8 protein-coding genes are annotated in these 14,188 nt (G+C 56.7%); 6 read left to right on the top strand and 2 right to left on the bottom strand.

What is annotated here, in order from left to right; genetic code table 11:
* Positions 1 to 6 precede the first annotated feature (6 nt).
* Together FJD38_RS08285 and FJD38_RS08280 are read right to left on the bottom strand one after the other, a co-directional pair.
* Positions 7 to 2,091, bottom strand: coding sequence for a TonB-dependent receptor family protein (locus FJD38_RS08285; RefSeq protein ID WP_146384814.1), 2,085 nt, complete (start codon positions 2,089 to 2,091; stop codon positions 7 to 9).
* Positions 2,092 to 2,257: 166 nt separating this feature from the next.
* Positions 2,258 to 6,565 (bottom strand): membrane-targeted effector domain-containing toxin, encoded by a 4,308-nt coding sequence (locus FJD38_RS08280; protein ID WP_146384812.1) that lies wholly within the window; start codon positions 6,563 to 6,565, stop codon positions 2,258 to 2,260.
* Between the two features lie 301 nt (positions 6,566 to 6,866).
* Between FJD38_RS08280 and FJD38_RS08275 the strand changes: the two genes are divergently transcribed.
* The 6 genes from FJD38_RS08275 to FJD38_RS08250 all read left to right on the top strand — a co-directional run bounded on the left by FJD38_RS08275 (position 6,867) and on the right by FJD38_RS08250 (position 14,178).
* Complete coding sequence (locus FJD38_RS08275; RefSeq protein WP_122785124.1) at positions 6,867 to 8,624, top strand: carbamoyltransferase family protein; 1,758 nt, start codon at positions 6,867 to 6,869, stop codon at positions 8,622 to 8,624.
* Complete coding sequence (locus FJD38_RS08270) at positions 8,608 to 9,738, top strand: glycosyltransferase (RefSeq protein WP_146384811.1); 1,131 nt, start codon at positions 8,608 to 8,610, stop codon at positions 9,736 to 9,738. The genes FJD38_RS08275 and FJD38_RS08270 overlap by 17 nt, the downstream gene beginning before the upstream one ends.
* The gene (locus tag FJD38_RS08265) at positions 9,738 to 10,634 is read left to right on the top strand and encodes a GNAT family N-acetyltransferase (RefSeq protein WP_146384809.1); all 897 of its coding nucleotides are present in this window, start codon (positions 9,738 to 9,740) and stop codon (positions 10,632 to 10,634) included. The genes FJD38_RS08270 and FJD38_RS08265 overlap by 1 nt, the downstream gene beginning before the upstream one ends.
* A 72-nt stretch (positions 10,635 to 10,706) precedes the next feature.
* Entirely contained in the window at positions 10,707 to 12,143 is a 1,437-nt protein-coding gene (locus tag FJD38_RS08260; RefSeq protein ID WP_146384807.1) for a PIG-L deacetylase family protein, read from the top strand.
* 2 nt (positions 12,144 to 12,145) lie between these two features.
* Positions 12,146 to 13,297, top strand: a complete 1,152-nt coding sequence (locus FJD38_RS08255; RefSeq protein WP_146384805.1) for a glycosyltransferase — start codon at positions 12,146 to 12,148, stop codon at positions 13,295 to 13,297.
* Positions 13,294 to 14,178 (top strand): glycosyltransferase, encoded by an 885-nt coding sequence (locus tag FJD38_RS08250; protein ID WP_122785119.1) that lies wholly within the window; start codon positions 13,294 to 13,296, stop codon positions 14,176 to 14,178. Before FJD38_RS08255 ends, FJD38_RS08250 begins: the two co-directional genes overlap by 4 nt.
* Positions 14,179 to 14,188: the final 10 nt, after the last annotated feature.

Genomic DNA, 14,188 nt, shown 5'->3' with positions numbered 1-14,188 from the left:
AACAGATCAAAAGCTGTACTGCGCTCCGGCACCGGCGTACCACGAACGGCCCGGTGCGGCTTCGTAGTAGCGATTGTTAGTGTCACCCACGATTACGGAGCCCACGTATTGGCGATCCAGCAGATTGTCCAGTCGCAGGGTCTGATGGAAGGTCCAGTGCTCGACCTTTTGTTCAAATTGCGCACGCCAGTTGAAGACGGTGTAGGCCGGGGCCGCTTTTTGGGTGTTGGTGTCTTCCACATAGACCTTGCTGCGGTACATGCCTTCCACAGCCGTGCTTAGCCAGTCAGTGGGTTTCCAGTTCACTTCGGCAAACAAGGTGGTTTGCGGTACGCCCGGCAGGTAGTTGCCTTTGTCGATCGTGCCACTTGCGCTGGTGAAGTTGCTGTCGTAAGTGGCTTGCAGGCGGGTATAGGCGAGGGTGGTGGTCCAGTGTTCGGCAAGCTGGCTTTCGACGCCCAGTTCGAAGCCTCGACGTAAGGTGCGACCGGCGTTTTGATAGGTGGTGCGGCCACCCGTGTTGCTCAGCACCACCAGTTCATCTTCTGTCGTTATCTGGAAGATGGCGGCATTGATGCGGGTGTTGTTGAGTTGAGCCTTCAAACCCATTTCGTATTGAGTGCTTTCTGAAGGCTTAAGCCCGAAGTTGAACCCGTCGCCGCTCGGCGAGTAGGCCAATTCAGCCTGGGTTGGAGTTTCAAACCCTTTGCCCGCGCTGACATAGCCATGCAGTTCAGGAGTGAAGGCGTACATGACGCTGATGGACGGCGTGGCTTTTTCGTAGCGTTTGGTGCCGCTGGCGTCACCGTTGCTCAAAAATTGATCATGGACGTCCATTTCCATCGTGCTGTAACGCAAGCCGGCCTGCACCGTCCAGTTATCCAGCGCCCAGTTGGCCTGTACATACGGGTCGAGGCTGCGCGCGGTGTCGATTTCGTCACGCACCAAGGCGCCTTTGACACCCAGTTGATCGCCGACGAAATTATTGTAGCCGTGGCGGCTGTCCTGGCTTTGGTCGTAGTCCAGGCCGCCAATCACCGTCAGGTCACCCGGTACGCCATCGACCGGTTGCATCCAGCGCAGGCTGCCGCCATAGAACTTGCGGTCGAACTGCACGACACCGCCGCCTTGTTTATTGCTGGCGGCGGCAGGTGGAATAGCCAAATACTGAATCACGCTTCGTGTGCCGGTGTACGCATTGACCTGTAACGTCGCATCGCCAATGTAGCGTTCGTAGTTCATGCCCACTTGCTGATGGTCGATGCTTTTACGGGTGTTGTAGATCAGGGCGTTGGGTGTCACTGAGCGGGGGTCGGCTTTATAAGCGGCCCAGCTTTGGCCCAGTGGGTCTTGTGTGCCGTTTTGCTCAAGGCTGCTGTAAATCAGGGCCAGCTTGCTGTCTTCGTCGGGCTTCAGATTGAGCTTGGCAAAGGTCTGATCGCGGCGGGCGGCGCTGTGGTCACGATAGCCGTCGGTGTCCATGCGCGAAGCGTCGAGCACAAAGCCCACGTCATCAACCGCACCTTCGGCCGTCAGGTGGTTTTTGCTCATGCCGTCGCTGCCTACGAGGGTTTCAGCACCGATGCGTGGCGGGCCTTCGCCGTCGCGGGAGAACATTTGAATCACCCCGCCCGCATTACTGCCGTACAGCGTGGCAGCCGGGCCACGCAGCACTTCTATGCGCTCGGCGGTGTCGAGGTTAAAGGTGGCCGCCTGGCCCTGCCCATCCGGAGTACTGGCCGGGATGCCGTCGGCAATCAGCTTGATCCCCCGCACCCCGAACGCTGAGCGAGCGCCAAAACCACGGGACGAAATTTGCAAGTCCTGTGCGTAGTTCTGACGGTTCTGCACCACCAGCCCTGGTACGCGGGTCAGCACCTCAGAGGCATTGATGCCCAGTTGGCCATCCTGGATTTGCGCCTGGCTGATGCTATCGATTGAGTACGGCAGATCAAAGCTTGGGCTGACGCTGCGTGAACCGGTAATCACGCTGGGGTCGAGCTCCAGCGGTGCGGGTTCAGCGTGGCTGTTTTGGGTAAGCACCAGGCACGGCAGAAGCAGGGCAAAGTGAGCGGGAACAAAAAAATTCATGAGGGATATCGGAGTTCCGTGGGACGCGACCCGTCTTGGGCGATGGGTATCAGGCTAGCAGAGAAGATGAAGTTTAACGGGTGAGGGTCTTATAGCCAGTAAAAGTAACAGGCAAGGACGACGTTCTGTCGTCCTTGCGAAGGTGTGAGTGACTGAGTTCTATAGGTTATTTGAGCTGGCGCAGACCGTATTCATACAAAGCTATGGTCAGTTCATTCATGTCTTTGTAGCGAACCAAATGAATACCCTGCCAGTTAGGGCGCTCTATAAAAAGCTCGCCATGAGCATCGGCTTGCAGTCGGGTACGGATGATTTGATTGTTGTTTGAACGGTGGATGAGCTGAGCACCATCGACTGGGTTATTTTCAACTATGTAAAGGCCGGGCTGGCTGAGTTTCTGCTCAATTTGCGCGGGCGACAGGGGCGCTTTTTGTGGTGTTGTCCCGGGGATTTCCATTTCCATCACGTAGTCGTTTTTCAAATAAAAGTAATCCGTTTTCGGGTATTGCGGCGCTATCACCTCGCTGAAATCTTTCTTTAATGTGGGGCTGCTGCCAGGGGGCGCATCCAGTACACGCAGCCCTATGGCGCCTTCCAGCTCTGCCAGTCCTGGAACCCCCACGAACGTATTGGCGTGAGAGTTGCCCACAAGGGCGATCCATTTTTGGCCAGGGTTTTGTGCGGTATGCGCTCGAATGATCTGCGAAGCGGTATAGCTGAACATTTCGTAGCGCACCCGGGGTTGATGACCTTGCGCGAGGCCGTTCAGGTGGTAACTGGCCATGCAATCAAGGGCTTTGATTTTAATGCCGTGTTGCACGGCGCAGCGCACCAGGTTGCTGTAATTATGGGCGCTGGCGGTGTCAACTCCGTGGCCTGCATCTTGTTCTTTGAGAAATTTGTCCAGCCCGGCAGGTATTTTTTTACGTGCAGAAAAATCATCCAGGTAGGTTTGATGTGCATCTGTTTGCAGGTGTTCTAAAAATAAGGTGTCGACTTTGTTTCTGGCCAGGTGGGCCATCTGTTCGATCAGTATTTTTTTGCCTGACTGGCTGGCGTGTGCTTCCCCAATGATCACGCCTTGGGTGTTTTCATATAAACGGTCAAATATGACGCTCGCCTTTTCATTGGCCGCAAGATCAGGCTTTAAGGGGCGAGGTTTGGTGGGTGACGTGTTGAGGAACGCCTGTGCATCCGCTAGCAGGTTTGCCCGGTGCCTTTTGAAGAACGTAGCAGCGTCGTGAAGTTTGGGGTCACTTGAAGTTACGCCATTGATCAGCAGTTTTCTGCTGTGTGTCAGCAAGTTTTGCACGTCGGTGTTGTATTCAAGGGCTACGTCGTGCGGCGTGTGAAGTACGACAGCGGGCGCAGGGGGCAGCTGTACACCTTGACGTACCAGCAGTTCCCAGCGTTTCGTGGTGGGTGATAGGCGGTGTTTGATTTCCCAGTGATCGGATACACGCCGAACTTTATAGGAGGTCGTGTGGCTAGACCCTCCTGGTATGTGCAAGTACCAGTCGCGTCCTAACCAGCCACTGCGGACTTCAAACACCAAGCCACTTTGTTCGATATACCTCATGTTGGACAGACGATAGATGCCTTGTTCATCAGGCGTTTTACCGGCCAGGTTGATGCCTGAAACCTGAGCGCTCTCGATGACCTCCTCTATCGCGATCCTTTGCCTGATCGCTGCCAATGTCTGGTTTAGATCCCAGTCTCCCGACGACAGTTGACTGACCGGCTGGCGATAAAACGCGCTGGGTTCACGGGTATCAATCACCCGCCATGTTGCGTCCAGGCTGTCGTACTGGCAGCGGTAGTAGTTGTTACGGCTGTCTTTTAGGTAGTGCGTGCTCTGGGTTCGGCCATCGCTCACCCGTGTGAGCTCGTAGGCGCCAGTGCCGTACTCCTCACCTGTGCGTAACGTGAGCCCGCTGCTGGGAGGTGGCGTGGCTGCGTTGGGGTTGAGGGCAGGTGCCGGCAGCCGGGCACGTTGGCGAATGGCTCGCCCAAACACCGCTGAGCCAGCGAAGTCTGAGGCACCATCTGTCAGGTGAGCGATGGACTCTATGAAGTTCAGAAATGCCTCGTGCTCTTCTCCGCGCGCGAGTGCATCCAGGCCGAGTCCAATCTGGTAAGCAAAACGCAACATCACGATGGGCAGCAACACTTTGGTGGGCAAGACAAAAGACACCACATCAATCGCTGTCAGAATTGTTTCCTTGGCCGTGTTGAGATTGCTTTCATAGGTTGAGGTCGATTGCTCGTCGGCCTCCCTGATGGCGTACATGGCCTCGGTGTCGTACGACGCTTCATAAAACTGCTGGTGCTCGACTATTTGAAAACGCAGGTCGGTATCAGTCAGGCCGTCATTGAGGAGCGTCTGAATATAGGGCCGTTGAGAGGCTGTCACGCGGTTCAAGAGGTAGGGGCGTAAAACCTGCGACGACAGCTTGCGCGCCAACTCATTGCGCGATGTGGCGACCACGAACCAGTTTCGGTCAGGTGCATCCGGGAGGTAACACACCAGGCCACTCGAGCCTGTAGAGCTAAAGGCCAGTAACCCTGGCAAGGGTTTGTAGCGCAACATCGGCAGATGGACTTTTATTTTTGCGCCGTTGAACAGAGGTCGGGTGCTGTCGACGGGGTGCTCCATTGCCGTCCTGACCCATGCCGCCTGTTCATTGTTAAGGGTGCCGGATAACTGGGCTTCTATCAGGTCCAACTTCAATTGCGCGGTCTTGAGTGCGACGTAGCGTTCCTTGCGCCAGTGCGCATGCGGGGACCTGACTAGCAAGTTGTTGAGTTTGGTTTTGTAGCGTTCCCCCACATCGATCCTGCGGACTAAATTCTTGATGTAGCTGTGGGTGAGTATCGGGTGTGTATTGCCGTTGGCGTCAAGCACCTGTGCCGTCAGGGAAAAGGTGGTGTCGAGTTGCCCCACATTGAGGAGCGCCAGTTCGGTCAAGCGGTGACGCGTATTTTTATACGTAATGGTTGGTCCGGTTCGATCAGTGCTGAACCCTGCGGCGAACGCGGAACCACCGAACGGGTTAATCACGGCGCCTGTCTGCAATGCTTCGGTGGTCGAGATGATAATGGTGTCGGGGTCGACCTCTATGCTGTGATCCGCTTTTATTGTTTGCTTGAGTTGCAGGCGGGCATAACCCAGCAGCGTATTTTTTTTCCCGCTTTCAGTGATGGACTGAGCCTGTGAGCTTTCCGAGGCCAGACGTTCGAAATTGAGGCGCTCAACGGCCAGTCGCCATTGAACTTTATCGGCATCGGAGGCGTTTTTAAGCCAGCTCGGCAATTGCGCCTCAATCAGACGGGTTTGGCGCGCCCGCAAGATGCGCTCGGGTTTGAGGGGCAGGCTTGAGTGCAGGGAGTGTTTGACGCATTCAAACAGTTGCTCAAGGCTGAGGTCTGCTTTATTTGTCCGCGCCTCTGCCCAGGCATGGCGCATATCGTGGTGTTGTTTATGGATCAGATCCTGACTGTAAAACGTCCCGGTATCTTGGGTGATCGTGCGGTACTCCACGACACCTTGTGTGAGGGCGCGCGCTCGATCCTGGGCCAACACGCAGTCAAGCAAGGCCTCGCGTTGATGGACGTCACGCAGTCTTGCCTTTAACTCTTGCGTAAGGTCTTTGAGGGACTCGAAGGTTTCCAGTCCGTTGGCCGGGGTGAAAAGGACCACCGTGCGAGCAGTTGGATCATCTGCTGACTTTTCGTCAGAGGCATCGTCCATACCTGCGGCTCGTCTCGGGGGGTGTATCCCCGGAAGGTCTGCATCGCTGATGATAAAGACCCCGTTGAGCGGTGTGCCGATCTGCTGCTGATCGCTTTTCAAGGCCACGCTGTAGAGGCCGAGTGTGTCTTGAGGAGGGGTTGGTGGGAGCGTTATAGGTGGATCAAAGACCTGAATGATGGCGTCCAGAGCGGCCTTGCTCAGAGTTTTGTCCTGATGACGCAGGTGGCTTTCGGCGACGAGCAAATCGAGAAAGATCTGGTCCAGTTTGTTTTTCGCAGTGAGCCCATCGAAGTCTGCCTGTGGGGTTTCCCAAAAATCTTTCAGTGCATCAATTACACATCGCTCCATGTATTTAGTCGCGTAATCGAGATACCGCTCGAGTTCGTGCGGGGTGATCCCCCGGGTGCGATGCCGCTCATCCAGCGTTAGCGCCTGATTGTAAATATGAATCGAGCCTTGCTCGAAAGTAGGCACCTGACCTGTGAGGTAACACTCTTCAATCATCGCGCCAAGCGTTTGACTGACGATAACCGGGGCTTGTCCCGGGAGCGGTGGTTGTTCATGGGTGAGGTAAAGCAAATCGGTGTGCGCTTTTTCAGGCAGTCTCGGGAAGAACGCCCGCAGTCGGTGATTCAGTGAGAGGGTCAGGTCAGGGGTAGCGCTGTGCAGTTCGAGTAATTCGCGATGAGCGTTTTTGAATTGTTCCAGGTAAGTGGACATTGCGTGTTCCTGTTTTAGACGTGTGCAGATGCACGTGAGGATGTCCTCACAGGGAATCGCAAAGCTCGGGCGAACAGGGCCTATATACGTATTGTGCTCCCTCAATGTGCTCGCTGGGGGGTAGCCCCACGCTCGTGGGAACGTGCATACGATGGATGGGTTGGGCGTGGCAAATCGCGCTGGGTCATTCTTGGCGTCTTTACGCTATAATCCCGCCCTTTAGTTGTTTCTGCGCTTTGCGCGCAGTGCACCCTTTTTTCAGGCGCCTGCCGCCTGCCTGCACTCTAAAGAGGCTAACCCAGTGGCATTGACGATTCTTGGCCTGTCCGGCGCCCTCAGCCATGATCCCTCCGCAGCCCTCTATATCGACGGCAAGCTGGTAGCGGCGGCTGAGGAAGAGCGCTTCGTACGTGATAAGCATGCAAAGAACCGCATGCCCTACGAGTCTGCGAAATTTTGCCTTGAGCAAGCGGGTATCAAACCGTCTGACGTTGACGTGGTGGCGATTCCGTTCGCCCCGATCAGCTTGTTCGGCAAGGCACGCTGGCACTATGCCAAGCGTTACTGGTACGCCCCGGACCGCGCCCTTGACGCGATCCTGATGGGCAACCGTCGTTACAAGCGCTATCGCAACAAGATTGTGTTCTGCCTTGAGCAATTGGGTTTTGACCCGAAGAAAATCAAGATTGAACCGGTTGAGCACCACTTGGCCCACGCTTCCAGCGCTTACCACTGCTCGGGTTTCAAAGAGAAAACCGCGATTCTGGGCATCGATGGCAAGGGCGAATACGCCACGACCTTCTTCGGTTATGGCGAAAACGGCAAGATTACCAAGCTCAAGGAATTCTTCGATCCAGACTCCCTCGGCGGCCTGTATGGCGCGATTACCGAGTTCCTCGGTTTCGAGATGCTCGACGGCGAGTTCAAGGTCATGGGCATGGCGCCGTACGGCGACGCCAGCAAGTACGATTTCTCGCGTCTGGCCTCGTTTGAAAACGGCGAACTGGTGATCAACACCGAGTACGCCAACGTCATCGGCCTGCGCCGCTACAAAGAAAACGGCAAGGGGTTCTACTTCTCGCCAAAACTGATCGAGTGGCTGGGGCCAAAGCGCGAAGGCGATATCGCCGACGAGCCGTACATCCACTACGCGGCCAGCATGCAAGCGCTGTTTGAAAAGCTGTCGCTGCAAATGATTGATTATTATCTGGGCGACATTCTCAAAGAGACTGGCAAGCTGGCTTTTGCGGGTGGCTGCGCGTTGAACGTGAAGCTGAACCAGAAGATCATTGCCCGTCCTGACGTGAAAGAACTGTTCGTTCAGCCTGCATCCGGAGATGCCGGCACCGCGGTCGGCGCTGCGGCCTATGTGTCCCACGCACGTGGCGTGCCGGTCGAGAAGATGGAGCATGTCTACCTCGGCCCTGCGTACAGCAACGAAGACGTGATTGCCGCGTGTGCCCGTCATCCGGGCAACCCTGCATGGCGCAAAATCAACAACACCCCTGAGAACATCGCCAAGATCATGGTCGACGGCAATCCGGTGGCTTGGTTCCAGGGCCGTATGGAGTTCGGTCCTCGTGCGTTGGGCGGGCGTTCGATCATTGGCTGCCCAAGCAGCTCGGGCGTGGCTGACCGGATCAACGAGCAGATCAAGTTCCGCGAGCGCTGGAGGCCTTTCTGCCCGTCGATGCTCGACACCGTGGCCCCGCAGATGATCAAGGTCGATCACCCGGCGCCGTTCATGACCTTCACCTTTGAAGTGGCTGAAGAGTGGAAGACCCGCGTGCCCGAGGTTGTGCATGAGGACGGTACGTCCCGTGCCCAGGTGCTCAAACGCGAATATAATCCTCGTTACTACGACATGATGAAGGCGCTTGAAGTCCTGACCGGCAACGGTGTGTCGCTCAACACTTCGCTCAACCGTCGCGGTGAGCCGATGGTTTGCTCGCCGACCGATGCGTTGAACATGTTTTTCGGTTCCGATCTTCAGTACCTGATTATGGAAGACATTCTGGTCGTTAAAGAAGGTGCGCCGACTTATGAATCGCTCGACTGAGCGTCATGTGCTGCAGTTCTGTCACGGCTATGACGGGCCGTTTCTGGACTGCGCGCGCCAGTACGCCAGCCTGTTTGCCGGCAGCGGGTATCGGGTCACCACGGTCTTTTTGACCGGGGCGGCCGATCCCGAGGTGGCCGAGGGCTGCGCGTCTGACGAAGTGCTGTTTATGGAATTCAGCTCTCGGGACATTCGTGGCCTGAAGCTGGGTGCCATTGGCAAGCTGCGTAAAATCGCGGCCTCGCGTGATTTCAGCTTTTGCATCGCCCATCGCTTCAAGCCGGTTTATGTTGCCTTGTTGGCAACAAACCTGCCGGTGATTGGTGTGCATCACGCGTTTGGCGACTATCAGCGCCGCAGCCGCCGGCTGTTTGCCCACCTGTTCCGCAAACGCTTGAGCCTGCTCGGTGTGTCCAACGCTGTGCGCGATGACCTGCGTAAAAGCTTGCCAAAGTGGCCGAAAGGCCGCATCAGCACGCTCTATAACCGCATTGATATCGACGCCGTTCAGGACAGCCAACTGCCCCGCCTTGAGGCCCGAGAGGCCTTGGGCTTGCCTGCCGCTGCCTTTATCGTTGGTAACGTCGGGCGGCTGCATCCTGACAAGGATCAGGCCACGCTGATCAAGGGGTTTGCCAACGCTCTGGCGAACTTGCCTGCGGGCAGCCTATTGGCCATTTTGGGCAAAGGCCGTCTGGAGCAGGACCTTAAAGAACTGGCCAGCGAGCTTGGCATTGGCGATCAAGTGAAATTCCTTGGCCAGGTTCCCGAGGCCCGTCGTTTTTTCCGTGCCTTCGACGTATTTGCCCTCAGCTCCGACCATGAACCGTTTGGCATGGTGCTGCTTGAAGCCATGGCGGCCGGTGTCCCCTTGCTGGCGACTGCCTGCGGTGGGGCAATCGAAGTGGTTGAAGGTGTGGGCATTTTGTTCCCGCTGGGCGATGCCGAACGTTTGGCCCAAGGCCTGCAACATCTGGCAGTGCTCACCGAAGAGCAGCGAGAAGACTGCGCCGAGCGCATGCTGGGCCGTCTGCATGAGCGCTTCAGTGATGAAGCCGTTCGCGATGCGTTCTGGCGCTTGCCGCAAGTCACCGACCTGACTGCGGAGTCTTGATGCTCAATCGTTTTCAAGGCTGGCGCGAGCGTGGCTGGAGCGTGATTGACGCGCCAGCCTATGCCGATGCCTGGCAGCGTTTTGGCGGCAGCGTCGCGACCCATCCCATGGTGGTTGAGCGCTTGGCCCAGCTGGCCGGGATCCCGGTGCGCTATCTGGCGTGGGAGCAAGGCGGCGATCTAAAAGCGGCTATCCCGACCTGGGGGCGGGATTTGGCATTGTCCAAGGACGTGCTTAAGCGTCAGGGCAAAAAAGGCCTGTTTGACCTCGGCAACGCCGAGATTATCTTGCCTGCGGCGGCTGATGCGGCCGCGCCTTTACGTCATCGTGGCCGTTATTTGTCGCAGCTCAATGAAGGGCGCTTCAGCCATCTAGTGCTGCAAGCCGAGCTATTGGCGATGTCACGCACTCCGGAAGAACTGTCGAAGAAATTCCGTTACAACCAGCGGCGTGAATTGCGATTGCTGGAAGAGGCCGGAGGCGTGATACGTCCTGTTAGCGAGCTGTCCAGCGTCGAACTGGCGACGATCTACTGCGATCTGTTTCTGCGCCGCTGGGGGTTTGTAGCGACCGGGGCCGAACGTATGGCCGAGGTGATCGAGCTTTTGCGTGAACTGCTGATCGGCTCGGTGATCTACCTCAACGATGCGCCCATAGCCATTCAGTTGGTGTATCGGGTCGAGTCGCCGCAGTGGGTCAGCGTCGAATACGTCAACGGTGGCGTAGACCCCGAAACACGAGCCTTCAGCCCCGGTAGCGTGTTGAGCTTTCTCAACACCCAGTCCGCTTGGGAGCAGGCGCGCAACGTCGACAAACCTCTGCGTTTCTCCTTCGGTCGTGCTGACCGAGAGTACAAGGAGCGTTGGTGCAACCCGGTGCCTGTCTACCGAGTGTGAGTCGAGGCAACGTAAAACTGGCGGGCGCTGGCAGTCAGCGCCTGCTACGGGACACATTACAAGAGCCATTTCATGAGCCAACCTGTCAGTCGCAAGCAACAACTCCTCAAACGTCATCGGCGAAACAAACGGTTTGGCCTGCTGGTGGCCTTGTTGGTGTTAGCCGTCTGTGCCGTGCTGTTGCCCTGGTGGGTAAGCGTTCTGGTTGCGGTGCTGAGTTGGGTGGCTCATGAAGCCTGGTTTGCCGACCACCTGTTTTACTCGCCCAAGGATGATTACCAGTATCAGTTTGCGGCGCACAGCCAGGGCCCTGGTGTCCGGCTGGAGAACGGTCGCTTGCGTGTGGACCAGCCTCTGAGTCTGGAGGGTGATGAAACCCTTATCCTTGCGCTCACGGTTAAAAGTGGTTGGCTTGGACGTTTTCTCGACCCGTATGTGACGATTACGGGCGGCGAGACTTACGATCAGCAGACCTTCGAACGTGGGGTCAATGGCCTGCGTTATCTGAATTTGAGTGGCAGTGCTTCAGCGCTGAGCGCCGGGGAGCTGAGTCTTCGCGGGCATTTTTGTCGTTTTCAAACCCCGCAGCTTTGGATTTTTCGCGAGCCTGATTACCGTCAGCAGCGGGTGATGGTCATTGCGCCTCACGCCGACGATGCCGAGTTGGCTGCCTACGGGCTGTACAGCCAGGCTAAAGAGGCCTGGATCGTCACGCTGACGGCAGGCGAAATCGAAACTGAGCATTATCAGGACATGGGCCTGTGTCATGTCGAGGCTGCGCGTCTAAAAGGGCGTCTGCGCGCCTGGGACAGTTTGGCCGTGCCGCGTTGGGCGGGCGTACCCGAAACCCAGTGTGCGCAACTGGGCTACTTTTGCATGCAACTGCAAGCCATGCAGGCAGCGCCAGACGAAGCGATCGTTTCTCGCGAAGCGGACCTGTGCGATACGCGGCTGTTTCGCCAGTTCAACGCATTCCCGCTGCCCGGCGATGTGGACGGTGCACCCACCTGGAACAATCTGCTGGCGGACTTGCGTGCATTAATCCTGCAGGCTCGCCCTGAGGTGATCGTCTTGCCGCACCCGACTCTGGATCCGCACCCGGATCATGTCTGCGCACAGGCGGCCGTGCTCGAAGCGCTTCAAGGGCTTGAGTGGCAGCCATTGACTGTCCTGGGGTATGCCAACCACTTGCACGACAATGACCGCTGGCCGATGGGGAGTAGCGGGGAGGGGATCACCTTGCCCCCGGTTTTTGATCCTGAGCAGGTGCTACAGCCCTACAGCGTATCGCTGAACCTCGCCCATCAACGCGACAAAGCCATGGCGCTGGGCATGATGCATGACCTGCAACCGCGCGCGCCGTTCAAACGGCGGCTTCGGCGTTTGTTACAAACGCTCTTGGCGGGCAGAAAGCCCTCGCCCTACGGCGAAAATGAATTCTTTCGTAAAGCAGTGCGGCGCCATGAGCTGTTTTGGGTTATCGATACCACCGGACTTCAGCAGGGATAGATATGAAGCGTTCCAAGGTTTTGCAGTTGCAACCTGACTACAACGTCAAATCCCATGACTTTGCCGATCTCGCTGAACAGATCGTGCGGGCGTTGCCCAGCGAGCGCTATGAAATCACGGCAGCCTTTTTGCGCGGCCGCCCCGGCCCCGGCGAGCCAGTGAGCAAAGCCGATCATTCGGTGTATTTCGAGTTCAGTGACAAATCGCTCAAGGGCATGCGCCTGCGCGCCATGTGGGCGTTGTACAAGTTTTGCCGCAAAGAGCAGTTTGATGTGGTGATTTGTAATCGCTTCAAGCCTGTGAACATGATGCTGCAACTCAATCGCTGGCTGAAAGTGCCGTTGTGCGTGGGTATTTCTCACGGTTTCGGCGAATATGACCGCTTTTATCGTCGTAGTCAGGCCAAACGCCTGATTGATAAAGCCTGGCGCTTTGTGGGCGTGTCGCCTGCAGTCAAACAGTACTTGCTCGACTGTAACTGCGGGTTCACCGAGCAAAATACCTTCGCAATCACCAATGCGATCGACATCGAGCAAGCCGAAGCCTTGCAGCTGCCTCGCCAGCAGGCCCGTGAAAAGCTTGGCCTGGATCAGAATGCGCGGATGATTGGAGCGTTGGGGCGTCTGGTGCCGATCAAAGGGCATCGTTTTTTATTGCAGGCCTTTGCAGCGCTCAAGGACAAATACCCGCAAGCACAGTTGGCGATTATTGGCGCGGGGCGTGAGCAAGCGCGTTTGCGTGAGCAAATCGAACAGCTCGGCCTCACTGGGCGTGCGCACTTGCTGGGGTTTCAAGAGAATGCCTTGCAGTACGTCAGAGCGTTCGACATCTGGACCATGCCTTCACTGGCTGAAGGTCTTGGGCTGGCGCTGCTCGAAGGCATGAGCGGCCATCTGCCTGTGATTGCCACAGACGTGCCGGCCATGCTGCCCCTTATTGAAGGCGCCGGCGGTCTGGCCGTTAAGCCAAGCGATGTCGCGACACTGACGGCTGCACTGGATGAGTATCTGGGGTTGTCCGATGAAGCGTTACAGGCCAAGGGTGAGCAGGCTTACCGCTATTTGCAGGAACACCATGACATCGAAGTGTTCCGGCAGGCGTATCTGGATTTGATTGAGGATGGCCTGAGTCAGGCGCGTAAGGAGTTCCCATGACAGAGTCGCAACCGCTGGTTACGGTAATCATTGCTTCCTACAACCACGGGCCGTATATCGAACAGAGCATCCAGAGTGTTCTGAATCAGACGTACCCCAATATTGAGTTGCTGGTCATTGATGATGGCTCGACCGATGACAGTGTGGAACGCATTCAGCGCCTGCAAGCAGCCCACGGTTTTGATTTTCGGGTGCAACAGAATCAGGGGCTGACCAACACCCTTAACGGGGCGATAGCACGGGCCAAGGGCAGCCTGATTGTGCCGTTCGGTTCGGACGACATCATGCTGCCCGAGCGTATCGAGATACAGGTCAACTACCTGTACGACAAACCTGAAGTGGGGATTTGTGCGGGTAACATCGAGTTGATCGACGCTGAGGGCAACTTGTACCCAGAGAAGCGTCAGCGCCGTGATGTGCCGTTCCGCCGTCTTGACTTTGACGACATGTTTCTGGAACGCAAGCCTTATCCACCGGCGACCACCTTGATGATCCGTCGCGAGGCGCTGGACAAGGTAGGCGGGTTTGACCCGAGCATTCGCCTGGAGGATTTGTATATCGAACTGAAGATCACCCATGCCGGGTACTTTATTGACGGCTTGAATGTGGTGATGGCGCAGTATCGCAAGCACGCGACCAATTCCTATAAGAACCACCGGTTCATGATCGACAGCATTCTGCGCATTTACGCGCAGTACAGCGATCACCCGTTGTACGACGAGGTGCGGTACAAATTTCTCAATTCCATGTTTTTGAAAACGGCCAATCGCGACCGTGCTTTAGCGCGGGAGTTGTTGGCACAGATCCCTTTCAAGCAATGGACAGGCAAAACCTGGCGCGGGCTGGGGCGGCTATTCTTTTCGCCGCTGGAAAAGAGCTAGCCCTCTCTGA

It is taken from the genome of Pseudomonas saxonica (assembly GCF_007858365.1).
Taxonomy (GTDB): domain Bacteria; phylum Pseudomonadota; class Gammaproteobacteria; order Pseudomonadales; family Pseudomonadaceae; genus Aquipseudomonas; species Aquipseudomonas saxonica.
The sequence above is the reverse complement of the archived record's forward strand: the minus strand, read 5'-3'. Positions and strand labels throughout refer to the sequence as shown.

Excerpts from the sequence above, each read along its gene's own strand:
- FJD38_RS08270 (WP_146384811.1), top strand. The coding sequence starts at position 8,608 with ATGAATCGCTCGACTGAGCGTCATGTGCTGCAGTTCTGTCACGGCTAT.
- FJD38_RS08250 (WP_122785119.1), top strand. The coding sequence starts at position 13,294 with ATGACAGAGTCGCAACCGCTGGTTACGGTAATCATTGCTTCCTACAAC.
- FJD38_RS08255 (WP_146384805.1), top strand. The coding sequence starts at position 12,146 with ATGAAGCGTTCCAAGGTTTTGCAGTTGCAACCTGACTACAACGTCAAA.
- FJD38_RS08265 (WP_146384809.1), top strand. The coding sequence starts at position 9,738 with ATGCTCAATCGTTTTCAAGGCTGGCGCGAGCGTGGCTGGAGCGTGATT.
- FJD38_RS08260 (WP_146384807.1), top strand. The coding sequence starts at position 10,707 with ATGAGCCAACCTGTCAGTCGCAAGCAACAACTCCTCAAACGTCATCGG.
- FJD38_RS08285 (WP_146384814.1), bottom strand. The coding sequence starts at position 2,091 with ATGAATTTTTTTGTTCCCGCTCACTTTGCCCTGCTTCTGCCGTGCCTG.
- FJD38_RS08280 (WP_146384812.1), bottom strand. The coding sequence starts at position 6,565 with ATGTCCACTTACCTGGAACAATTCAAAAACGCTCATCGCGAATTACTC.